The sequence below is a fragment of the Seohaeicola nanhaiensis genome, from assembly GCF_042654245.1.
GTDB classification, from domain to species: Bacteria; Pseudomonadota; Alphaproteobacteria; order Rhodobacterales; family Rhodobacteraceae; genus Seohaeicola_A; species Seohaeicola_A nanhaiensis.
In genome coordinates, this window is sequence record NZ_JBHSGI010000033.1 from 492,396 (window position 1) to 513,420 (window position 21,025).

17 protein-coding genes are annotated in these 21,025 nt (G+C 65.6%); 5 read left to right on the forward strand and 12 right to left on the reverse strand.

Going from position 1 to position 21,025, the window contains the following annotated elements:
* Positions 1 to 48: 48 nt before the first annotated feature.
* The 9 genes from ACFO5X_RS23600 to ACFO5X_RS23640 form a co-directional block, all read right to left on the reverse strand.
* Positions 49 to 1,080: an ABC transporter ATP-binding protein gene (locus ACFO5X_RS23600; RefSeq protein ID WP_380722200.1), complete on the reverse strand. Its 1,032-nt coding sequence runs from the start codon at positions 1,078 to 1,080 to the stop codon at positions 49 to 51.
* Positions 1,077 to 2,063 (reverse strand): ABC transporter ATP-binding protein, encoded by a 987-nt coding sequence (locus ACFO5X_RS23605; protein ID WP_380722202.1) that lies wholly within the window; start codon positions 2,061 to 2,063, stop codon positions 1,077 to 1,079. Before ACFO5X_RS23605 ends, ACFO5X_RS23600 begins: the two co-directional genes overlap by 4 nt.
* Positions 2,060 to 2,971 (reverse strand): ABC transporter permease, encoded by a 912-nt coding sequence (locus ACFO5X_RS23610; RefSeq protein ID WP_380722204.1) that lies wholly within the window; start codon positions 2,969 to 2,971, stop codon positions 2,060 to 2,062. The genes ACFO5X_RS23605 and ACFO5X_RS23610 overlap by 4 nt, the downstream gene beginning before the upstream one ends.
* Positions 2,968 to 3,945 (reverse strand): ABC transporter permease, encoded by a 978-nt coding sequence (locus ACFO5X_RS23615; RefSeq protein ID WP_380722206.1) that lies wholly within the window; start codon positions 3,943 to 3,945, stop codon positions 2,968 to 2,970. Before ACFO5X_RS23615 ends, ACFO5X_RS23610 begins: the two co-directional genes overlap by 4 nt.
* A gap of 92 nt (positions 3,946 to 4,037) precedes the next feature.
* Positions 4,038 to 5,621 carry an ABC transporter substrate-binding protein gene (locus ACFO5X_RS23620; protein WP_380722208.1) on the reverse strand — a complete coding sequence of 528 codons (1,584 nt, stop codon included), beginning with the start codon at positions 5,619 to 5,621 and terminating at the stop codon, positions 4,038 to 4,040.
* Between the two features lie 405 nt (positions 5,622 to 6,026).
* On the reverse strand, positions 6,027 to 7,412 hold the full coding sequence (locus tag ACFO5X_RS23625; RefSeq protein ID WP_380722210.1) for an FAD/NAD(P)-dependent oxidoreductase: 1,386 nt from the start codon (positions 7,410 to 7,412) through the stop codon (positions 6,027 to 6,029).
* The gene (locus ACFO5X_RS23630; RefSeq protein WP_380722212.1) at positions 7,409 to 7,717 is read right to left on the reverse strand and encodes a (2Fe-2S)-binding protein; all 309 of its coding nucleotides are present in this window, start codon (positions 7,715 to 7,717) and stop codon (positions 7,409 to 7,411) included. Before ACFO5X_RS23630 ends, ACFO5X_RS23625 begins: the two co-directional genes overlap by 4 nt.
* The gene (locus ACFO5X_RS23635) at positions 7,714 to 9,702 is read right to left on the reverse strand and encodes a hydantoinase B/oxoprolinase family protein (RefSeq protein ID WP_380722214.1); all 1,989 of its coding nucleotides are present in this window, start codon (positions 9,700 to 9,702) and stop codon (positions 7,714 to 7,716) included. Before ACFO5X_RS23635 ends, ACFO5X_RS23630 begins: the two co-directional genes overlap by 4 nt.
* A gap of 3 nt (positions 9,703 to 9,705) precedes the next feature.
* The gene (locus ACFO5X_RS23640; RefSeq protein ID WP_380722216.1) at positions 9,706 to 11,787 is read right to left on the reverse strand and encodes a hydantoinase/oxoprolinase family protein; all 2,082 of its coding nucleotides are present in this window, start codon (positions 11,785 to 11,787) and stop codon (positions 9,706 to 9,708) included.
* Positions 11,788 to 11,963: 176 nt separating this feature from the next.
* Between ACFO5X_RS23640 and ACFO5X_RS23645 the strand changes: the two genes are divergently transcribed.
* Complete coding sequence (locus ACFO5X_RS23645; RefSeq protein ID WP_380722218.1) at positions 11,964 to 13,079, forward strand: NAD(P)/FAD-dependent oxidoreductase; 1,116 nt, start codon at positions 11,964 to 11,966, stop codon at positions 13,077 to 13,079.
* 24 nt (positions 13,080 to 13,103) lie between these two features.
* On the opposite strand, the gene ACFO5X_RS23650 is transcribed toward ACFO5X_RS23645, so the two are convergent.
* Genes ACFO5X_RS23650 through ACFO5X_RS23660 form a run of 3 tightly spaced genes read right to left on the reverse strand, consistent with a single transcriptional unit; the run spans position 13,104 to position 15,801 of the window.
* Positions 13,104 to 14,123, reverse strand: coding sequence for a ketopantoate reductase family protein (locus ACFO5X_RS23650; protein WP_380722220.1), 1,020 nt, complete (start codon positions 14,121 to 14,123; stop codon positions 13,104 to 13,106).
* Entirely contained in the window at positions 14,120 to 14,821 is a 702-nt protein-coding gene (locus ACFO5X_RS23655) for a creatininase family protein (RefSeq protein WP_380722222.1), read from the reverse strand. Before ACFO5X_RS23655 ends, ACFO5X_RS23650 begins: the two co-directional genes overlap by 4 nt.
* On the reverse strand, positions 14,818 to 15,801 hold the full coding sequence (locus tag ACFO5X_RS23660) for a GntR family transcriptional regulator (protein ID WP_380722224.1): 984 nt from the start codon (positions 15,799 to 15,801) through the stop codon (positions 14,818 to 14,820). The genes ACFO5X_RS23655 and ACFO5X_RS23660 overlap by 4 nt, the downstream gene beginning before the upstream one ends.
* A gap of 498 nt (positions 15,802 to 16,299) precedes the next feature.
* On the opposite strand from ACFO5X_RS23660, the gene ACFO5X_RS23665 reads away from it, so the two are divergent.
* The 4 genes from ACFO5X_RS23665 to ACFO5X_RS23680 all read left to right on the forward strand — a co-directional run bounded on the left by ACFO5X_RS23665 (position 16,300) and on the right by ACFO5X_RS23680 (position 21,025).
* On the forward strand, positions 16,300 to 17,223 hold the full coding sequence (locus ACFO5X_RS23665; RefSeq protein WP_380722225.1) for an ABC transporter permease: 924 nt from the start codon (positions 16,300 to 16,302) through the stop codon (positions 17,221 to 17,223).
* 13 nt (positions 17,224 to 17,236) lie between these two features.
* Positions 17,237 to 18,121: an ABC transporter permease gene (locus ACFO5X_RS23670; RefSeq protein ID WP_380722227.1), complete on the forward strand. Its 885-nt coding sequence runs from the start codon at positions 17,237 to 17,239 to the stop codon at positions 18,119 to 18,121.
* A 23-nt stretch (positions 18,122 to 18,144) separates the two neighbouring features.
* Positions 18,145 to 19,701 carry an ABC transporter substrate-binding protein gene (locus tag ACFO5X_RS23675; RefSeq protein WP_380722229.1) on the forward strand — a complete coding sequence of 519 codons (1,557 nt, stop codon included), beginning with the start codon at positions 18,145 to 18,147 and terminating at the stop codon, positions 19,699 to 19,701.
* A 73-nt stretch (positions 19,702 to 19,774) separates the two neighbouring features.
* Entirely contained in the window at positions 19,775 to 21,025 is a 1,251-nt protein-coding gene (locus ACFO5X_RS23680) for an amidohydrolase family protein (protein WP_380722231.1), read from the forward strand.

A 21,025-nucleotide genomic window follows, 5' to 3' on the forward strand; every position in this document is an offset into this window, starting at 1 on the left:
CTGCGGTGCCGGGGGCATCGCAGGGGTGCGGGTTGCAGGGCCGGGGTGTCAGACCTCGGCGCGTTCCGGCTCTGCCTTCTGCGCTTCGGCATGATGGCAGGCGGCGCTTTGCCCCGGCGCGACAATGCGCAGAGGCGGAATTTTGGCCGAGCACTCGGCGGTGGCGCGCGGGCAGCGCGGTGTGAAGTGGCACCCCGGGGGCGGGTTGAGGGGCGAAGGGATCTCGCCGCTGATCGGCTTGACCTCCATCAGCACCTCACCCTCGGCGGCGATCCTGGGCACGGAATCGAGCAGGGCTGCGGTATAGGGGTGCGAGGGGCGGTTGAACACCTGACGGGTTTCGCCCAGTTCGACGATCCGCCCCAGATACATCACCGCCACCCGGTCCGACACATGGCGCACGACGGAAAGGTCGTGGCTGATGAAGACGCAGGTCAAGTCCAGCTCGCGGCGCAGTTCGAGGAACAGGTTGATGACCTGCGCCTGGATCGACACGTCGAGCGACGCGACCGGTTCGTCGCAGATCAACAGCTTGGGGTTCATCGCCAGGGCGCGGGCGATGGCGATGCGCTGACGCTGCCCGCCCGAAAACTGGTGCGGATAGCGCCCCGCGAGCGTCGGGTCGAGACCGACGCGGGAAAACCACTTTTCCACGTGGGCGCGCGAATCCGCGCGGCTGACGATGCCGTGGGCGATGGGCCCCTCGGCCACGGCCTCCCCGACCTTCATGCGCGGATCGAGCGAGGCGAAGGGGTCCTGGAACACGGTCTGGACCGCCGTGGTGATCTTGCGACCGTCCTCCATCACCTTGAGGCCGTCAACCATCACGCTGCCCGAGGTGGGCGCGTAAATTCCGGCGATGACCCGGCCAAGCGTCGATTTCCCGCAGCCGGATTCGCCGACCAGCCCCAGCGTCTGTCCCTTCGCCAGCGTCAGCGATACGTGCGAGACGGCCGTCAGCGAGGGCGGCGCTGGCTTGCGCAGCGCGCCGCGCACGATCCGCTCGCCCATCGTCAGGCGGGGGCCGAAAATCTTCGAGACGTTGTCGATGCTGAGGTAGGTATCGGTGTGACGGCTCATGTTGCGGCGCCCTCGGGGATTGGCTGGGAGAGCGGATGGACACAGCGCCAGCTGCGCCCATCCTGCTGCACGAGATCTGGCACGGTTGTGCAGGCGGCGTCGGCGCGGGCACAGCGGGGGGCAAAGGCGCAGCCTTTCGGCAGCGACAGCATCGACGGCATCGAACCGGGGATCTGGCGCAGCATCTCACCGGGTCGGGTGGCATGCGGCATCGAATCGAGCAGGCCCCGGGTATAGGGGTGGATCGGATTGCGCAGCACTTCGGCCGCCGAGCCCGTCTCGACGATCCGCCCGGCGTACATCACGAGGATGCGCGAGGCGATGCCTGAGACAACAGCCAGGTCATGGCTGATCCAGATCATCGCCACGCCGAATTCACGGGCGAGCATCTTCATCTCGGTCACGATCTGCGCCTGGATCGACACGTCGAGCGCCGTGGTCGGCTCGTCTGCCACGATCACCTTGGGGCGGTGCAGCAGGGCGATGGCGATGGCCACCCGCTGCCGCATCCCGCCAGAGAATTCATGCGGATAGGACTTGAGCCGCGCGCGGGCCGAGGGGATGCCAACTCGCTCCAGCGCCTGGGTGCAGCGGTCCTCGCTCGCTTTGGGCGACAGCCGCTCGTGCGCAGAGAGCGCCAGCCCCATCTGCTGGCCGATGGTCAGAAGCGGGTTGAGCGTCGCAATCGGATCCTGGAAGATCATCGCGATCTCACGTCCCCGGCGCCGGCGGAGATCGGCACGCGACATGCCGACCAGTTCGGAGCCGTTCAGCTTGACCGATCCACCGGTGATCTTGCCCGGTGCGTCGATCAGGCCCAGCAGCGAGAACCCCGTGACGCTCTTGCCCGACCCGGATTCGCCGACCAGCCCGATGATCTCGCCTTCGGCGAGCGAGAAGGATACATCGTCCACGGCGCGCACGGTGCCAGCGGCGGTGAAGAATTCGGTCCGCAGGTCGCGGACGTCCAGAACGGAGGTCATCGGCGCAGCCTCGGGTTGAGTTGGTCGCGGATCTGGTCGCCGACGATGTTGATCGCCATGATCAGCAGGATGAGCATCAGGCCGGGATAGACCGAAATCCAGTAGCGTCCGCTCATCATGTAGGCGAAGCCGTTGGAGATCAGCATGCCGAGCGAGGGCTCGGTGACGGGCAGGCCGAGGCCCAGGAAGGACAGCGTAGCTTCGAGCGAGATCGACGAAGCGATCTGCACCGTGGCCACGACGATCAGCGGCGGGGCGCAGTTCGGCAGGAGGTGGCGGAAGACGACGCGGCCTGCCGACAGAGGCGTGGCCAATGCGGCTTCGACATAGTCCTTGCGCCGCTCGGCCGTTGCTGCGCCATAGGCGGTGCGCGCGAAATAGGCGTATTGCGCCGCGACCAGCGCGGTGATGAGCTGTGCCTTGCCCTGACCCAGAAGCGCCGAAAGCACAAGCGCAAGCAGGATGGCGGGAAAGGACAGCTGAAGGTCGATGATGCGCATGATTACCGTTTCAATCCAGCCGCCCACATAGGCGGCCAGCACGCCCACCGTCGCGCCGATGGTCAGGGCGATGAAGCCGGCAGCCAGACTGATTTGGATCGAGATGCGCAGCCCGTAGAGGATCGCCGAGAACAGGTCGCGGCCCTGCGCATCGGTGCCGAGGATATGGACATACCCGCCCGATCCGACAAAGCCCGGCGGCCGCCGCGCATCCATCAGCGAGAGGGTCTGCAGGTTATAGGGATCCTGCGGCGCGATGAAGGGTGCGAAAACCGCCACGAAGGCCAGAAGAAGAGTCACCGCCAGGGCGATTGTGGCGATGTGGTTGCGCCGGAATTCGCGCCAGAACAGCACGATGGGTGGCGTCGCCTTGCCGGGCGTCGGCGTGGTTGGGACCGGCTCGCTCATGCGCTCTGTCTCCCGCTGCGAATTCTCGGGTCGATGGCGGCAAAGACCAGATCGACGGTGAAGTTGATCATCACGAAGAGAAAGGCCGTGAGGACGAGATAGGCGACCATCACGGGACGGTCGAGGACTGTGATCGAGTCGATGATTAGCTTGCCGACACCGGGCCAGGAGAAGATGGTCTCGGTCACCACAGCGAAGGCGAGGGTCGAGCCGAGCTCGAGACCGAAGACGGTAATGATGGGGATCGAGATCAGCTTGAGCACGTGACGGCGCAGGATCGTCGATTCGGACAGGCCAGCCGCGCGCGCGAATTTCACTGTGTCCGACAGCATCGCCTCGCGGGTTCCGGCCCGGGCCAGGCGGATCATCATCGCCATTTTGAACAGCGCGAGATTGAGCGCGGGCAGGACGATGTGGCTGAGACCGTTGAGCGTCAGAAAGCTCCACTGAACGCCAAGGACCGTAACCGTTTCGCCGCGTCCTCCGGCAGGCAGGATGCCGAGCGAAACCGCGAAGGTCAGGATCAGGATCAGCCCGACCCAGAAGGAAGGCACGGAGAAGCCCAGGATCGACAGGCCCATGATGAGCTTGGCCAGCAGGCTGTCAGGCTTCACGCCGGCATAGACGCCCAGCGAAACGCCGACCACCGTGGCGAAAAGAATGGAAATCAGCACCAGTTCCAGCGTGGCGGGCAGGCGGCCGCCGATCAGTTCGAGGACCGGCATATTATAGACGAAGGATCGCCCGAAGTCGCCGTGCAGCAGGTTCCAGGCGAAGATGCCGTATTGCTTCCACAGTGGAAGGTCGAGCCCCAGTCGCCGGATCACCTCTTCGCGCATGGCGATGGTGGCGTCGGGCGGGATCACGATGTCGACCGGGTTTCCGACGGCATAGACGCCGACGAAAACGATGACCGACATCACGGCCATGACGAGGACCGCCTGAAGGGCGCGTTGGACGATGAAGGCAAGCATGCGGTTTGGAGGTCTCCGGCAGAGGAGGGATACGCCGTCGCCAGGCGCGGCGGCGGTTCGGGAGCGCGGCGGACCGCGCTCCCGTGGTGCGGTTACTTCTTCGGCTTGATCGGATAGGCGAGCGTGTCGCCATCCGTGCGCGGGGTGAAGTCAAGTTCGCCCGCCTTGGCGGCCCAGACCGACTGAAGCTGAACGATCGGGATCAGCACCTTGTCCGCTGCGGCCATTTCCATGGCTTTTTCAAGGATTTCGCGGCGCTTGCCTTCGTCCAGCTCGACCATGCCCTCTTCGATCAGCTTGTCGAGGTCCGGGTTGGAATAGCTGATGCGGTTGAAGCCGCCCAGGCCCTTTTCCTTGTCCGGAGTGTGCATCTGGCCGCCCAGCGTATAGGTCGCCTCGCCGGTCAGCGTGCCCCAGCCGTTCATCGAGACGCTGTATTCGCCACGCGACTGCGCCGGGAAGTAGACCGTGCGCGAGGTGGCGTTGACGTTGACCTTCATGCCGATGACGCTGAGCATCTGGCCCAGGCCCTGGCAGATCGCGGCATCGCCGGGCAGGCGGTCGGAGGTGCAGTAGAGGTCCATCTCGAACCCGTCGGGATAACCCGCCTCGGCCAGCAGGGCCTTGGCGCCTTCGGGGTCATAGACCGGCTTTTCGACCTTGTCCGAATAGCCGAAGAAGCCGGGGGGCATGCCCTGGTCGGCGGGCTTGCCAAGGCCTTCCAGCACGATCTCGACCATCGTCTCGCGGTCGATCGCCTTGTCAAAGGCCTGACGGACGCGGATGTCGGTCAGCGGGTTGGTCGGCAGCGGCGAGCCGTCCTTGGCACGCACACCAGGCATCACGTCGGGCCGCTGATCCAGCAGCATGTTCATGATGTAGATGCCGTCGCCCAGGAAGGTGTCGATGCTGGGGTCGTTCTTCAGCTGAAGATAGTCGGCCGAGGAGACATCGTTGACCAGATCGACCTGACCGGCCTTGAGCGCCGCAAGCCGCGAGGAGTCGTTCGGCATCTCCTTGCGGATGACCTTTTCCCAGGCTGCGGGGCCGCCCCAATACTCATCAAAGCGCTCGAGCATCAGGTCGCCCTTCGGCTCCCAGCTGACCAGCTTGAACGGGCCGGTGCCGATGGCGGCTTTGCCGCTGTTGAAACCTTCGGGCGCAGTTTCCGGGGTGGAGTAATCCGCCGCGGCCGTGTGGCTGACGATGAACAGGCGCACGAAGTCATAGGGCAGCGAAGGCGCAGGGCCGTCGGTGTGGATGTGAATCGTATGCGGATCGACGATTTCGACCTCTTTCACGCGGCGGACATAGATCGCCGTCGTGGTCGGGCCGGTGACGATCGGCGGACGCGCGATCGAGAACTTGACGTCTTCCGCCGTGAAGTCGCTGCCGTCGTGGAACTTGACGCCTTCGCGCAGCTTGAATTCCCAGGTGTCGTCGTCGACGGGCTTCCATTCGGTGGCCAGGCCCGGCCCGATCTGGAGATTCTCATCGGCCCAGACCAGCGTGTCGAAGATGTGCTTGGCCGCTTCGGCATGGGTGCCGAGGGCCGAATAGTGCGGATCGAGCGACTCTGGCCCGCCGCGGACCCCGATGGTCAGTGTCTGGGCGCCGGCCATGCCGGCCACCAGGGCGATCAGCCCGGCGATCCCCGTTATCCGTATGTAAGACATTATTTGATCCCCTGTTGTTGCCGCGGGTGGAAAGCCCACGCGCTGCGGCGGCGCGCGCGCCCGTCTGTGTGCCGACTGTGCGGGCCGGATGGCTTGCACGTCAAGGAACGGGCGATTTGATTTCGTCGCAAGGCCTTAAGTTGGGCTTATGCTTGTGTGCAGTGCTCAGGGGGTCTTCTGGGGGTGTCTATTAAAGTATTGATAATATTTTGATTTTTGCGTGTCGGGCGCGGCTGATCTGTCTCGGCCGTTTTGTCGGAAAACCGCATGTCCAGAAACACCGGGGGTGATGTCGAAAATTTGGGCAGATCGCGGTGGCAGCGGAAGCGGGCGACCCGCAAAAAAAGGGCAGGCGGGCGTTCGTGCGCCACACCTGCCCAGGGGGAGAAATCGGTTCGCTCGGTTTCAATCGGATCCGGCGGTATCGGGTGGACCCTTGACCCAGGCGCCGACGGGCGCAGGGCGTATCGGGGCCTGTTCGCGCAGGCGACCGACGGCGGCGGTGGTGATCTGGGCGTGGGAGGCGATCAGATCTGCGCCGGCCAGCTGGCAATAGCGGCCCTGACAGCGGCCCATCCCGACGCGGCCCAGCGATTTGACGCGGTTGGCCTCGGGCCCGCCATAGTCGGCGGTGGCGCGCAACTCGCCCGCGGTCACGCCTTCGCAGCGGCAGACGACGGTCGCATCGGGCAGTGTGCGCAGATGGTCTGCGGGCCAGGGAAAGGCACGGGCCAGGCCAAGGGCAAAGCGTTCGAGCGTGGCCAGCCGCTTGAGATCCGCCACCGGATCGGGCGCGGGCATGTCCAGATCCTGCAGGCAGGCGGTGGCCGCAAGACGGCCGCTGACCTCGGCGCCGTCCGCTCCCAGAATGCGCAATCCGTCTCCGGCGAGATAGAGTCCTTCCCGGGCGCGGCCCAGACGGTCCGCGCGGGGCAACCATTGCGCCCAGGTCTCGTTGTAATCGAAGGCGCATCCGGCAAGGCCGGCCAGCTGGGTTTCAGCGCGCAGATGCCAGCCGAGGCCAACCATGTCGCATTCGGTGCGCCTCTCCGCCCCCGAGGCGGCGGTCCACAGGATGGCGGTCACGCCCCGCGCGTCGGCTTCGATCTTCTTCAGCGTCACGCCGGAGTGGTAGAGTCGGCCAAGTCTAGCCCGCATGGCAAGCCCGCGCAGGGCAAAGGCCGGGCGGGCCATCAGCCCCGTCAGGCCCGCCGCCTGCGCCGACATCGGCGCGGTGTCCAGAACCGCCGCGACATCGGCACCGGCCTTGACCAGTTGCAGCGCGACCAGTGTCAGCAGCGGCCCCGAGCCGGCGAGCACAAGGCGTTGACCCAATGCGATGCCCTGCGCCTTGAGCGCGATCTGGGCCGCTCCCAGGCTGTAGACGCCGGGCGACTGCCACCCGGGCACCGGGACCAGGCGGTCGGTCGCACCGGTCGCCAGGATCAGGCGGTCGCAGGGAACCACCCTGCGGCCGGTGGGCGTGAGAACGTGCAGACCCTCGGCCCGGTCGATGGCCAGAACCGAGCTTTCCGCCAGATGCTCGACCGCGCCGGTCGTCGCCAGCCGGTCGAACAGCGAGTGCAGCGCCTGAGCCTTGGGCGCTTCGGATCCATAGAGCGTTTCCGCCGGACGGGTGAAGCCGGGCGGCGGGCGGCGATAGATCTGCCCGCCCGCCCGCGCGCCTTCGTCGACGACAATGGGCCGCAGCCCGGCGGCCACCAAGGTTTCGGCGGCGCGGATCCCCGCGGGGCCTGCGCCCACGATGACAATGCGCGGCGTGTCGGTCATGGCCAGCTTTCCGGAGTCTGGGTCAGAATGTGAATGCCTTCGGATACGAGGGTCGAGCAGGCGCGCAGGCGCGGCCCGTCCTTCTGCCAGACCCAGCAGTCCTGACAGGCCCCCATCAGGCAGAAACCGGCGCGGGATTCAGGGCCGAACTCGGCCGCGCGTAACGTTGACGTATTCGCAAGGATCGCCGTCAGCAGCGTGTCGCCGGCCAGCGCCTCGGCGGGCTCACCGTCGATCACGAAGCGGACCGGCGGGCGGCCGGTTTCAGCCAGCCGCCGAATGCGACCTGGCGTGGCGGCTGTCATTCCGCGGCCTCCTGAACCGGCGGAACGGGGTCGGGCATTTCCGGGAACCGGGCGCGAACCTCGGCCAGGGCCTCGGTCACGCCTTCAGGGCCGCTGCGACCCTCCATGCGGCGGAAGATCTCGGTCTTGGCGAAGAAGCGCCAGTGAATCGGCAGGCCAGACAGGATCTCGGTCAGCAGATCATAGGTTGGCCGCGACCACTGGCTTTCATAGGCTTCGCGCTCGGGTCCGTAATGGAACGGAACGGTGGGCGCGGGAAAGTTGGATCGCAGCCGTACCGTGGCGACCTCGTCGACCGCGCCGCCCGAGATGACGACGCCGTATTCACGCGCCGCGGCCTCGATGGAGACGTAGCCGCGCTCCACGTCCTGCGCCACGCGCCAGGGTTCCCGCTCCAACGGGTTTCCGCGCCCGCCGCCGCCGGCAGAGACGATTTCGAGAACGTCGCCCGGTTGCAGAACGGCGGTGTCGATATTGCCCAGGCGTTTGGCGTCAGGGGTGCCGGGGTTCAGCCACATGTCGGACAGTCCCGCCGCGCGGCCGCCCAGCATCCCCCACGGGCGGAAGCGCGAGCGGTCGCGGTTACGCGCGGTGATCCGGCTGTCGGGCGAGAAGACGCGGAAGGCCATCCGCGTCGCCAGCCCGCCGCGCCAGCGGCCGGGGCCGCCCGTGTCCCGCGCAAGGCCGTAGCGGACGAACTCCACCGGCGTTTCCGTCTCGGTGATCTCGATCGGGGTGTTCTTGAGATAGGCCGCGTCCGCGCCGGAGCCATTTGTGCCGTCGCGATGCGGCATTCCGCCGCCGCCGCCGCAGACCGGGTTCACCGCCGTGATCATGCGCTGGCCGCTGCGTTCGTCGGTCGTCATGACGTTGACAATGCAGTTGTTGCCGGCCGGTGCAGCCGGCAGTCGGTCGGGCACGGCCTGGGCGAAGCCGCCGAAGACCAGCGAGCGCAGCCGCGCGCAGGTCAGCGAGCGCATGCCCACCGCCGCGGGGCTGATCGGGTTCAGCACCGATCCGCGCGGCGCGATGCAGGTGAAGGGCCGGGTCAGGCCGGTATTCAGCAGGATCTTGGGATTGAGGGTGTAGAGAATGTAGTAGATCGCGACCAGAAGGATCGAATGCCGGGGATCGCCGCCCGAGGGTACGTTGAGTGACGAACCGAGTTGCGGGTCGGACCCGGTGAAATCGAGAATGGCCTCGTCGCCCTTGATCGTCAGGGTCAGTTTCAGGCGGCAGGGATTGGCCTCGACCGAGTCCTCGTCGGCATAGTCGATGAACTCCCATGTGCCGTCGGGCATCGAGCGCAGGATGTCGCGCGCCTGTGCCTCGGAGTGGTCCATCAACTGTTCGACGCCTTCCAGAAAGGCCTCCTTGCCGAATTTCTCGACCATGGCGAGAATCTTGCGCTCGCCCGTATTCAGCGCGCCGACCAGCGCCTTGATGTCGCCGACGTTGAGATCTGGCTTGCGCACGTTCGCGGTCATGATCCGCATGATCTGCTCATCGTAGACGCCTTCGTTGACGATCTTCATCGGCGGAAAGCGGATGCCTTCCTGATGGATGTCCGTGAGGGCGCGCGACAGCGAAGCGGGCACAGCCCCACCCATGTCGGTGTTGTGGATATGGCCGCCGGTCCAGGCGATGATCTCGCCATCGTAGAAAACAGGTTTCCACAGCACGGTATCGGGCGTGTGGGTAGCCACATGCGCGGCATAGGTGTCGTTGGTAAAGGCCACGTCGCCGGGCTTGTAGTCCTTGATCTGCTCGATGGCGCGACCGAAGGTCAGGCCGACATACCAGGTCGCGCCCAGGTCCATCGGCACGGCAAAGGTCTCGCCCCTGCGGTTGAGCAGCATCACCGTGAAATCCTCCGTCTCCTTGACGAAGGCGGAATGGGCCGTGCGCTGCAGCGTATAGCCCATGTTCTCGGCGGCCGCGCGGGCGTGATTGGCGAGGACCTGAAGGTTCATTCGGTCGAACATGGTTTACTCCCCGAAGGTCAGGTGGATGTTCAGGTGGCGGTCCACATGGGCCGTCGCGCCTGCGGGAATGGCGAAGGTGGTGTCTTCCTGGGCGACAACGGCAGGGCCGTCGAATTCGGCGCCGGGCGTCAGGTTCCGGCGGCGATAGAGGTTGATGCCGCGCGCGTCGCCGCCGGTGAACACTGAGACCTGACGCTCTGGCACGGCCGGCGTCGCAACCTCGTCGCTTTCGGGGAAGTGCAGCTGCGGCCCGGTCCCGATGGCCGAGAGACGCAGGTTCACCAGTTCGATCCGGCCCTCGGCATCGTGGAAGTCATAAAGTTGGTCGTGCATGTCATGGAAGGCCGAGGCGATGGCCGAAAGTTCGCCGCCGGTGACCCATTCGGACATCAGCGGCACCTCGATCTCGTAGCTCTGTCCGGCATATCGCATGTCGGCCGACAGGCGCAGATCCGCCGCGCCGCGGTGGCCCTGGGCGGACAGCCAGTCGCGGCCCTCGCCGATCAGTGCCTGAAGCGCGGTTCGCAGGCCGGGCAGGGCGGTGTCTTCGAGCGGCGCAAAGATCGTGCGGATGAAATCGCCGCGCAGGTCGGCCACCAGTCCGCCAAGGGCCGAGACGACGCCGGGACGGCGCGGCGCCATGACCCGTGTCATGCCCATCTCGCGGGCCAGGAAGGCGCCGAGCATCGGGCCGCCGCCGCCGAAGGGCATCAGGGTGAAGTCGCGCAGATCGACGCCCGAACGCGAGGCGAGTTTCTCGACCTCGACGAACATCTCGGACACCGCGATGTCGATGATCGCCTGCGCGGTTTCCTCCAGCGACCGATCCAGCTGTTTCGCCAGATTGCCGACGGCCTGCCGCGCCAGGTCCACATCCATCCGGAGCTGGCCGTAGGCCATCTCGCTATGGCCAAGCCAGCCGCAGACGACCATGGCGTCCGTGACCGTCGCCTGCGTGCCGCCCCTGCCATAGCAGGCGGGGCCGGGAGTGGAGCCGGCGGATTCGGGTCCGACGCGCAGGACTCCCCGGTTGTCGACATGGGCGATCGAGCCGCCGCCGATGCCGATGGACGAGACGGAGACCGAGGGGATGTAGAGCGGGAATTCCCCGATCAGCTCGCCGGTGCCGAATTGCGCCTCGCCGTCGATGATCAGCGCGAAGTCCGCAGAGGTACCGCCGATGTCGAGTGTCAGCACGCGGCTTTCGCCGGCCTGCCGCGCCAGCCAGGCCGCGCCGATCACGCCGGATGCAGTGCCGGACAGCAGCATGTTCACGCAGGAGCGTTTGCCCTCGGCCGCGTTCATCAGCCCGCCATTCGACTTGGTCAGCAGCGGTTTGGCCGTGACACCTCGCCCGGCCAGCCGATCCTCAAGCGCGGTCAGATAGCCCGCGACGCGGGGATGGACATAACCGTTCAGGATGGCTGTGGTGGTGCGCTCGTATTCGCGGATGACCGGCCAGACCTCGGAGGAGGTAAAGGTGAACAGATCGGGCGCGAGCCGGGCGATTTCGGCCTTTACCGCGGCTTCCTGCGCGTCATTGCGCCACGAGTGCAGAAGCGAGACGATGATGCCCTTGGCCCCGCGCGCCTTTGCGGTGGCGACGGCGTCGGCCAGCGCGGTCAGGTCGGGCGCAACGCTCTCGGTCCCGTTGGCCCGCATCCGGGCCGGGATGCCGAACACCCGGTCGCGGGGAATAAGCTGATCGGGGCGCGAGCAGAACAGAGAGTAGACTTCGGGCATCCGCAGGCGTGCCAGTTCGATCACATCTTCGAACCCGGCGTTGGTGATCAGGGCAAGATCGACGCCGCGGCGCTGGATGATCGTGTTGATGCCCACCGTCGTGCCGTGCACGAACCGTGTGATGGTCTTCGGGTCCAGACCTTCGCGTTCCGAGAGCAGTGTGAGACCGGTCAGAAGCTCTGCGCCCGGATCGTCGGGCGTGGTCAGAACCTTCAGCGAGGCAACATGCCCGGTGCGGGTTTCAAGCGCGCAGAAATCAATGAAGGTGCCGCCGATATCGACGCCGATCTTCCAATCCGCCTGTGTCCGGTCTTCGAGACCGGGCGTCGTCGCGCCGTCCATGAGATGCCCTTTCGTGTTGACGGTTGAAAGCTGACACGAGCGTGGGCGAAGGGTCCAAGAGCCAAACGGCGTTGCGACATAAGCCCGGCTTATGTGCCCGCGCCGATCCTGTCTTTGACCCCGACGGTGCCCACCGGCGAGGGTGCCCGCAGATCGGTTCCGGCACGGAGATGGACATGGATGTGATCGTGATGGGCGGCGGGCTCATGGGCAGCGCCGCAACCTATTTCCTGGCGCGCCGGGGCGTGAAGGTGACCCTGCTCGAACGCAACCGTGTCGGCACCGGGGCGACGGTCGCTTCATTTGGCAATATCCGCCGCACTGGCCGTTATCTGCCGCAGCTTCCGCTCGCGCATCGTTCGCGGGCCCTGTGGGGCGAGGCAGAAAAGTTGCTGGGCCGGGATGTCGAGTTTCGCGTGACAGGCCATATCAGGCTGGTGTTCGAAGAAGACGCGCTTGGCGACATGCGCAAGTTCATCGCGGACGCCCGGCCCTGGGGGCTTGACGTTGAGGAACTGGGCGCGAACGAAGTGCGCGCGCGCTTTCCACACCTTGGCCCTGACGCCATCGGCGCGTCCTGGATGGCCGAGGACGGCTGCGGCAATCCCCGCCTGATCTGTCCGGCCTTTGCCGACGCCGCGCGCGCGCTTGGGGCGGAAATCGTCGAAGGTGCAGAGGTGCGCGACGTCGTGAGAACCGAGGAAGGATTCAGCGTCGAGACCTCGCAGGGCACCTTCTCGGCAGAGCGTTTGCTGAACACCGCCGGCGCCTGGGGCGCGCGGCTGGCGGCGCGCTTTGGCGAAGAGGTGCCGCTGACGGCGATGGGCCCCCAGATGGGCGTGACCGAGCCGCTGCCGCACCGGATTGTCCCGGTTGTCGGGGTCTGGACCCGCAATCCCTCGGACAACTATTTCCGGCAGGTCGAACGCGGCAACATCGTCTTTGGCGGGGGCGCCGGGCGGCCCGAGGTCGATCTCGAAACCGGCCATGCGAAATACGAGCCCGCCCGCCTGCCTGTTCAGCTGCGGGGTCTGCTACGGATGCTGCCGTCGCTGGCCGATGTCTCGATCATCCGCACCTGGTCGGGCTGCGAGGGCTATGTCCGCGACTCGCTTCCGGTGATGGGTGAATCCGAAACCACGCCCGGCCTGTTCCATGCCTTCGGCTTTTGTGGCCACGGTTTCCAGCTGGGTCCGGGCGTCGGCGATGTCATGGCCGAGCTGATCGCCACCGGGAAGACGGAAACGCCGCTGCACGACTTCCGCATCGGACGGTTCGCGGCCGCCGCCTGACAGGGGCGGCCGCAACCTGCGCGGTCAGGTCGTTTCGCGGTCCAGCGCGTCAAGATTCTCCGAGGCCAGCGGGCGTTTGCCGTCCTCGATTTCGTGGATCATCGCGACCAGACGCGCGGTGATCGGCGTGGGCACGCCATGGCTCGCGCCGATGCGGACGATCGGGCCGATCTGGGCGTCGGCCTCGGTCTTGCGCTTTCGCACGGCCAGATCGCGCCAGATCCCCGAATGCGACTTGGTCGAACGCCGGTTCTGGATCACCATCCGCGCGAAGGAATCGTCGATCACCTCTTCCGCGGCGCCGGGCAGGAAAGCGTCTGGTTCGAACCCGTCGAAACCCTTGAGCGTCACGCCCTCGGCCTGCGCCACGCGAACGACCTCCTGCCCAAGCCGCAGGAAGACGCTGCGCCATTTCTGGGCCTCCAGCGCGTCGGCAATGCTCTCGTTGGTCAGCGCTGTGCCGAAGAGCAGGGCGCCATAGATCAGCTTGCCCCAGAGAAAGCCCCAGATTTCCGGCGTCATCCGCGCGTTTTCGTCAAAGCGCAGCAACAGTCCGTGTAGCGCCTCGAGCCGGGGTGTGATCCTGCCATCCAGCTCGCCGATGACCAGGGTGCCACGGCCGCTGTAGTGCACCACGCCGGGTTCCAGCCAGTCGGCGCCGAAATTGACGAAACAGCCGATGGTGCGCTCGGCCCCCACCACGTCGCGGATCTCCAGCTCGTTCAGCCCGTTCTGCGCCGACAGGACATAGCCGTCGGCCGCCAGGAAGGGGGCCAGCGATTCGGCCGCGCCCCGCGTGTGCTGCGCCTTCACGCAGAGCAGGATGCGGTCGTAGGTGCCCGTGAGCGTTTCGGGCGTAAAGGCCGGGGCCCGCACCGTGTCCTGGAAGATCGGCCCGTCGATTCGCAGGCCATGGGCCTTGATCGCCTCGACATGGTCGGCAGCAGTGTCGACGAAGACCACGCTTTCGCCCGCCCGGATCAGTGCCGCCCCGAGCGTGCCGCCGATGGCGCCGGCGCCCCAGATCAGGATCGGCGCGCTCATTCCCAGGGGCCTTCCATCAACTCGCGGGTTTCTTGCACCGCGACGGACCAGATCGACAGCATTTCTTCATCCGGGCGTTCGTAATAACCGCCATAGTTGCCATCTCCCAGATAGGCACGCACGGCCTCCGGTCCCATGACCCGCAGCCGGGCGAGATCGGCCATCGGTTTCTGCTGCGAGGGCTGAACGACGCCGGGCAGGCGGGTCCAGGGGAAGTTCTCCATCCACGAGGCATGCGAGGCGACGGGGTCGATTTCCTGTACCCGCGCAAAGGTGCGCGGCGCGTTCCACCAATTGTGGAACTTGACCGCGACGTCCGGATTGTCGGCCATCCATTCGATGGCGAGGTTGGCGGCGGGCTGGTTGCCGCCGTGACCGTTGACCAGAAGGATCCGCCGGAAGCCCTGCCGTTTCATGCAGTCGAGAATGTCGCGCACCATCCGCACATAGGTTTCGACCCGCAGGCTGATGCTGCCGGGATATCCCAGGAAGTAAGGGGTCAGCCCGTAGGAGAGGACCGGAAACACCGGAATGCCCAGACCTTCGGCCGCATCCAGGGCGATCTTCTCCGACAGGATCGAATCGACCGACAGCGACAGCCCGCCGTGCTGTTCGGTCGAGCCCAGCGGCAGCACCGCGCGGTTGTCCTTCTGCAGGTAGTCCTCGACCTGCCGCCAGTTCATTTCCGAAATCTTCATCCCTCGTCCTTTCCATATCGAAGCGGCGCGCCGGTGCGGGCCAGTGGTTTCACCACCCGGTCGATATCTCCGGGATCGGGGATATGCCGGTATTCTATCGCGCGCGCGCCGTCGGGCATCCGCCCGGCCGTGGCCTCTGCGCCGGTGGCGAAGACCAGGACCTGCCTGTCGGCGAGCATCGTATCCAGCCCCTCATCGCCCTCGGACCCGGCGACGACATCCTGGCAATGCGCTGCGAAGCGCTGCACGCCGAAGCGCAGGATCGGCAGAAAAGAGGGAAAGCGCGAGATCACCGCGACCCGCGCCATCGGATCGATCGCGGCCAACGCCAGCCGAGTCGGTTCCGAGGGAATAAAGCGGATCGGCACCACGTTGGTGTTTGGAAAGAGTGCGACAACGCTGTCGCGCAGGGTGAGGAAGGTGAGGATCATGTCAGCCCCGGCCGTGCGGGCACGCAACGTCTCGTCGGCCTGCAACTGGTCCAAGGTGACCGGGCGAGCGACGATACCGCTTCCGACCTGCCGCTCGATGGCCTCGGCATAGCTGCGGGTCGCTTCGTCGAACAGACCGGCCACGGCGACCACCGCCGGCTCTCCCGCCGTGGCGCGATAATCGAGCCGGGCATTGAAGAGCAGGCCGAAGTCCGACATCCCGATGCCGCGCGCCATGGCGCTGTCGATCAGCGCATCGATCTCGCGGTGAAGCTGCGCGATGTCCGAGCGGGCCGCGACCTGGGCCCGGGCGCTGTCGGCCACGAAGGTGCCCGCTCCGGTGCGGGTTTCGACTAGACCCTCGCGTTTGAGGTCGGCGTAGACCTGGCTGACCGTCATCGGTGCCACCCCAAGCTGGTCCGCCAGATCGCGAACCGAGGGCAGGGCGCCGCCGATGCCGAGATCGCCGAAGGAGATCGCATATTCGATCATGCCGCGGATCTGACGCCGTATGGGCACATCGGACTGCCGGTTGAGAAAGAAATCCATTGCGCCTCCGAACTGTAATATTTTGATAGAACGCCGGAGTGTGATTTTGCAAGAAATTTGCAGGTTATGTTTGTTGTCTGGCACGGTTTTGGCCGCATGCCTACCATTTTTTGATCAAATTTCCGGGTGTGACCTAGAGATGCAGAACGATGTGCACGCCCTCTCGCGTGCGCCGTCTCTGGCCGGACGGCATTCGCGCGGCCATCGGGCCGATTCGCGGCTGGCACGCGATATTTGTTCTGAAAACATGGGGAAACTCTCGAAACCCGAATTGCCATAAGCGGCAAACATGGGGGCATAAGCCCGACCAATGATCTCACGCCTCGCCCGTCCGATTTTGGACCGGAATATGATCGGGGTGGTGCGAAAGCGGAAAATCGGGACGTTTCCGGTTGACAGAACCGGCCGAGAGTCAAACTGTATCACCAACTTGTAACGATACGGGTGCTCGCCGCCCCAACGCTGCCGGACAAGGCGGCTGCCTGACAGGGCTTTGACATGCTGAAATACGTCGGTGGCCGACTGGCTGCCATCATTGCGCTTGCCTTCGGCATCAGCGTTCTGGTCTTCCTCATGATCCGGCTGATCCCCGGCGATCCGGTGATCGCCCTGCTTGGCACGCAAGCGGGCAATGCCGAGATGATCGACCGGTTGCGCGGGCAACTGGGGCTGAACGAGCCCCTGCTCAAGCAGTATCTGATCTGGCTTGGCAATGTGGTGCAGGGTGATTTTGGATATTCCTATGGCCGTCAACGCCCGGTGCTGGAACTTATCAGACTCAACTTCGGTCCCACGCTGCAGTTGACAACGGCGGCGCTGATCCTGTCGGTGGCCTTCGGCCTGATGCTGGGCACATGGGCGGCGGTGCGGCGCAACCGGGCGCCCGACACCATCGGCATGGGGCTGGCGCTGGCCTTCATGTCGATGCCGAGCTTCTGGCTCGGCTTGCTGCTGATCCTGCTCTTTGCCGTCACCTGGCCGATCTTCGATGTGGTGGGGGGCACCTCGTTCAAGGGGCTGGTCCTGCCGGCGGTCACGCTGGCCCTTGGCACCATCGGGTTCAACGCGCGCTTCGTGCGGTCGTCTCTGCTCGCTGCGCAGGTGCAAAAGCATGTGCTGACCGCGCGCGCCAAGGGGCTGAGGCGGCCCGTTGTCTTTCTTCGGCACGTGCTCCGCAACGCTCTGCTGCCGATCCTGACGGTGGTGGGCCTGCAGCTGGGAAACCTGCTGTCGGGCACCGTGGTGGTCGAAACGGTGTTCTCGCGCCCCGGTCTGGGGCGGCTTCTGGTCGATGCGATCCTGTCTAAGGACTATCTGACGATCCAGGCGGTCGTCCTGATCATTGCCATCATCTATGCGCTGGTGAATTTCGTGGTCGACCTTCTCTATCCGGTGCTCGACCCCCGGATCGCGCGGCGCTGAGGGGGATCGCAGGATGACACATGCTTCCTCCTCCGACGGTGCTCAGGGTCTCGCCCCCAAGACCAGCATTTGGAATCGTTTGCGGCGCGCCTATCGCCATCGCGCGCTCGCCATCGGCACCCTGATCTGCACGGTGCTGGTGGTGCTGGTCGCCGCCGCCCCACTGCTGACCTCGGCGGATCCGAACCTGCAGCGCGCGATGATGACCTTCCAGCCGCCGGGACCCGATGCCATCATGGGCACCGACGCCTTCGGGCGCGACATGTTCGCGCGCGTTCTCTATGGTGGGCGGGTGACGATGCTGGCCAGCCTGACGGTGGTTCTGCTGGGCGCCTTCTTCGGCACCACGCTGGGTCTGATCGCCGGATATGTCGGCGGCGCCACCGGCTTTGTCATCATGCGCTTTGTCGACCTTCTGCTGGCCTTTCCCGGCATCCTGCTGGCGCTTGCGATCACCGCAATTCTCGGGCCCGGCCTGAACAACGGCATAATTGCGATCTCGATGATCCTGGTGCCGGTCTATGCCCGCCTTGTCGAAGGTGCGACCGCCGAGGTGCGCGCGCTGCCCTTCGTACAGGCCTCGGTGACGCTGGGCGCCGGACCGGTGCGGATCATGGCGACCCATATCCTGCCCAATGTCCTGTCCTCGGTCATCGTCATGACGACCTCCTGGCTGGGTGTCGCCGCGCTGTGGATCACGGCGCTCGGTTTCATCGGGCTGGGGGTGCAACCGCCGCAGCCCGAATGGGGCGCAATCCTGAACGACGGGCAGGCCTATCTGACGCTCGCCTGGTGGATCACCGTCTTTCCCGGCCTGTTCCTGTCGCTCTTCGTCATCGGGGTGAACCTGATCGGTGACGGCCTGCGCGACGAACTCGATCCGACCATCTCACGCTAACGACCCCAACAGAGGAAATATCCATGACACCGAAACTTCCCCTTGTTCTCGCCGCGCTTGGCCTGACGCTGGTTGCCCCCGCCACGATGGCGAAAGACCTTGTCGTCGGCTGGGCCGAGACCAACGACACCCTGAACCCGGTCACCACGGGCAAGCGCAACTCGGGCCCGATCCTGTCGAACATCTTCGACACGCTGGTCTGGCTCACGCCCGACTTCAAGGTCGAGCCGCTGCTGGCCAAGGAGTGGTCGGTCTCGCCCGATGGCCTCGTCTATACCTTCAAGCTGCGCGACGACGTGAAATTCCACGACGGCACGCCGTTCAACGCCGAGGCGGTGGTGAAGAATTTCGAATACATCTTCGACAAGAACACCCAGTCCAAGATCTCGCACGGCTTGCTCGGCCCCTGCAAGACGGCCCAGGCGACCGGCGAATTCGAGCTGACCGTGACTTGCGAAAAGCCCTATGGCGCTCTCCTGGCGCAGATGGGCGAACCCTATCTGGGGATCCAGTCGCCCAAGGCCATCGCGGAATACGGCGCCGATCTGGGCCAGCATCCCACCGGCACCGGCCCCTTCAAGTTCGTCGAACTGCTGGCGGACGACAGCGTCGTTCTCGAGCGCAACCCGGATTACAACTGGATGGCGCCTTCGCTGAACCACGAGGGTCCGGCCGAGATCGAGAAGATCACCTTCCAGATCGTCACCAATCCGCAGGCCCGCGTCAGCCAGTTCCAGAGCGGTCAGAGCCAGGTCATGCAGCAGGTGCCGGGCCTGCACTGGAAGACGCTGGGCGCCTCTGGCCGTTTCAACACCTACGAAGTGCCGATCAGCGGGCTGGGCATCTTCGCGCCGATCAACGCCTCGGCCTTCCCGACCGACGATCCGGCCGTGCGCAAGGCGATCATGTATGCCGTCGACCAGACCGGTGTCGTGCAGCTGGCCGAGGCCGGGGTCTATCCGCCCAGCCATACACCCCTGACCGAGGGGCTGCTGGGCTATGATCCGTCGATCGCCGAGGAATACAGCTATAACCCCGAGAAGGCTGCCGAGGTCCTGAAGGCCGCAGGCTGGACCATGGGCAGTCAGTTCTGGGAGAAGGATGGCAAGACGCTGTCGCTCAAGATCACCGCAATCGCCGACAAGGCGCATTACATGGCGCTGGCGCAGGCGATCCAGGGCTATCTGGCCGCGATCAACATCGACGCCACGCTGGAACCGCTGACCGCTCCGGCCTGGACCGCGGCGAACATCGCGGGCGAGATGAACCTGACGCCACTGCAGTATATCGCGGTTGACCCGGACGCCCTGCGTTTCTGGTTCACCGATGGCCAGTATTTCAACTGGTCGCACTGGAGCGATCCGGCCTTCACCGCGCTGCTGGACAAGGCCGTGGCCGAACAGAATCCGGCGGCGCGCGCGGACATCTACGAGGAGGCGCAGAAGATGCTCCTTGATCAGGCTGTCGTCCTGCCGATCCGGCAGAACCTCGACCTGACGATGTCGGCCAAGAATGTGACCGGCATCACCTGGTCGGGCGGCGGCTTCCAGTATTTCGGCGCGGCCAAGATCGCCGACTGAGGCAACGCCTGACATTTGGCCGCGGCCGGCCGCACCACCGGCCGCGGCTTTTTCACCAGAAAGGACCAAGCGAATGCGCAGTTTCATCCGGGCGGAACGCCTGATCGACGGCAAGGGCGGCGTGATCACGGGGCAGCCGGTCGTCGAAATCGAGGGCACCCGGATCAAGGGCGTGCACAAGGCCGCGCCAGAAGGTGCGCAGGTGCAGGATTTCGGCGATGCGACGATCCTGCCGGGTCTGATCGACACCCATGTCCATCTCAACATGCCCGGCAACGGGATGCTGCTGGAAGAGGTGATGCGCGAGGGACCGGAGGTGCTGCTGGCCACCTCGATGGGATCGTCCGCTGCCGCCCTGGGCGCGGGCATCACCACCGTGCGCGATGTAGGCTGTTTCGGCACCACGGCCTTTTCGGTGCGCCGCACGCTGGAACTGGGCTATGCCCGCGGCGCGCGGGTCATGGCGGCGGGCGCGCCCATCACGATCACCGGTGGCCATACCTGGTACATGGGCGGAGAGGCGGATGGTGAAGCGGCGTTGCGCCAGAAGGTGCGTGCGCTGATCAAGGACGGCGCCGAATTCATCAAGGTGATGGGCAGCGGCGGCGGAACAATCGGCACGGCCTCCTGGCGGCCCGCGTTCACCCAGGCCGAGATGAACGCAATCGTCGAGGAATCGCATTGGAACGAACGTCGCGTGACGGTGCATTGCCTTTGCGCCGAATCCATCGACATAGCGATCAATGCAGGTGTCGATCAGATCGAGCACGCAGGCTTCATCCGCAAGAACGCGCCCCAGCAATATAACGCGCAGGTGGCAGAGCGGCTGGCCAAGTCCGGCATCCCGGTCACGACAACGCTCGCCGTGGGGGCCACCGCGATCAATGCAATGCGCCAGATGCAACAGCGCGACGCCGAACAGGAGGCGTTCTTGGGCCGGTGGGAACGGATGCTGGCCGAGAACGTCGAACAGTTCACCAAGCTGTCGGAGGCCGGTGTGACCTTTGTGGCTGGCACCGACGCGGGCTGGCGTTTCACCTCATTTGATAGCCTGGTGCTTGAAATGCAGATGATGCAGCAGGGCGAGATGCCGGTGGCCGAGTGCATCACGGCGGCCACGGGCCGTGCGGCGGAGGTCATCGGTCTGGACGATCGGGGTCGGATAGAAGCCGGCCTGCTGGCCGACCTGATCGTCGTCAAGGGGAACCCGCTCGACGATCTGGCGGCGCTGCACGATCTGGAACTGATCCTGCAGGGCGGAGTCGCGCATCCGCCTTCACCCCGCGCCCATCGCGCGCCGCAGGCCATGATTGTCCCGGAATGA

Coding starts and splice junctions, on each gene's coding strand:
- ACFO5X_RS23675 (WP_380722229.1), top strand. CDS start 18,145: ATGACACCGAAACTTCCCCTTGTTCTCGCCGCGCTTGGCCTGACGCTG.
- ACFO5X_RS23660 (WP_380722224.1), bottom strand. CDS start 15,801: ATGGATTTCTTTCTCAACCGGCAGTCCGATGTGCCCATACGGCGTCAG.
- ACFO5X_RS23640 (WP_380722216.1), bottom strand. CDS start 11,787: ATGGACGGCGCGACGACGCCCGGTCTCGAAGACCGGACACAGGCGGAT.
- ACFO5X_RS23630 (WP_380722212.1), bottom strand. CDS start 7,717: ATGACAGCCGCCACGCCAGGTCGCATTCGGCGGCTGGCTGAAACCGGC.
- ACFO5X_RS23665 (WP_380722225.1), top strand. CDS start 16,300: ATGCTGAAATACGTCGGTGGCCGACTGGCTGCCATCATTGCGCTTGCC.
- ACFO5X_RS23625 (WP_380722210.1), bottom strand. CDS start 7,412: ATGACCGACACGCCGCGCATTGTCATCGTGGGCGCAGGCCCCGCGGGG.
- ACFO5X_RS23635 (WP_380722214.1), bottom strand. CDS start 9,702: ATGTTCGACCGAATGAACCTTCAGGTCCTCGCCAATCACGCCCGCGCG.
- ACFO5X_RS23605 (WP_380722202.1), bottom strand. CDS start 2,063: ATGACCTCCGTTCTGGACGTCCGCGACCTGCGGACCGAATTCTTCACC.
- ACFO5X_RS23650 (WP_380722220.1), bottom strand. CDS start 14,123: ATGAGCGCGCCGATCCTGATCTGGGGCGCCGGCGCCATCGGCGGCACG.
- ACFO5X_RS23680 (WP_380722231.1), top strand. CDS start 19,775: ATGCGCAGTTTCATCCGGGCGGAACGCCTGATCGACGGCAAGGGCGGC.
- ACFO5X_RS23670 (WP_380722227.1), top strand. CDS start 17,237: ATGACACATGCTTCCTCCTCCGACGGTGCTCAGGGTCTCGCCCCCAAG.
- ACFO5X_RS23600 (WP_380722200.1), bottom strand. CDS start 1,080: ATGAGCCGTCACACCGATACCTACCTCAGCATCGACAACGTCTCGAAG.
- ACFO5X_RS23610 (WP_380722204.1), bottom strand. CDS start 2,971: ATGAGCGAGCCGGTCCCAACCACGCCGACGCCCGGCAAGGCGACGCCA.
- ACFO5X_RS23655 (WP_380722222.1), bottom strand. CDS start 14,821: ATGAAGATTTCGGAAATGAACTGGCGGCAGGTCGAGGACTACCTGCAG.
- ACFO5X_RS23645 (WP_380722218.1), top strand. CDS start 11,964: ATGGATGTGATCGTGATGGGCGGCGGGCTCATGGGCAGCGCCGCAACC.
- ACFO5X_RS23615 (WP_380722206.1), bottom strand. CDS start 3,945: ATGCTTGCCTTCATCGTCCAACGCGCCCTTCAGGCGGTCCTCGTCATG.
- ACFO5X_RS23620 (WP_380722208.1), bottom strand. CDS start 5,621: ATGTCTTACATACGGATAACGGGGATCGCCGGGCTGATCGCCCTGGTG.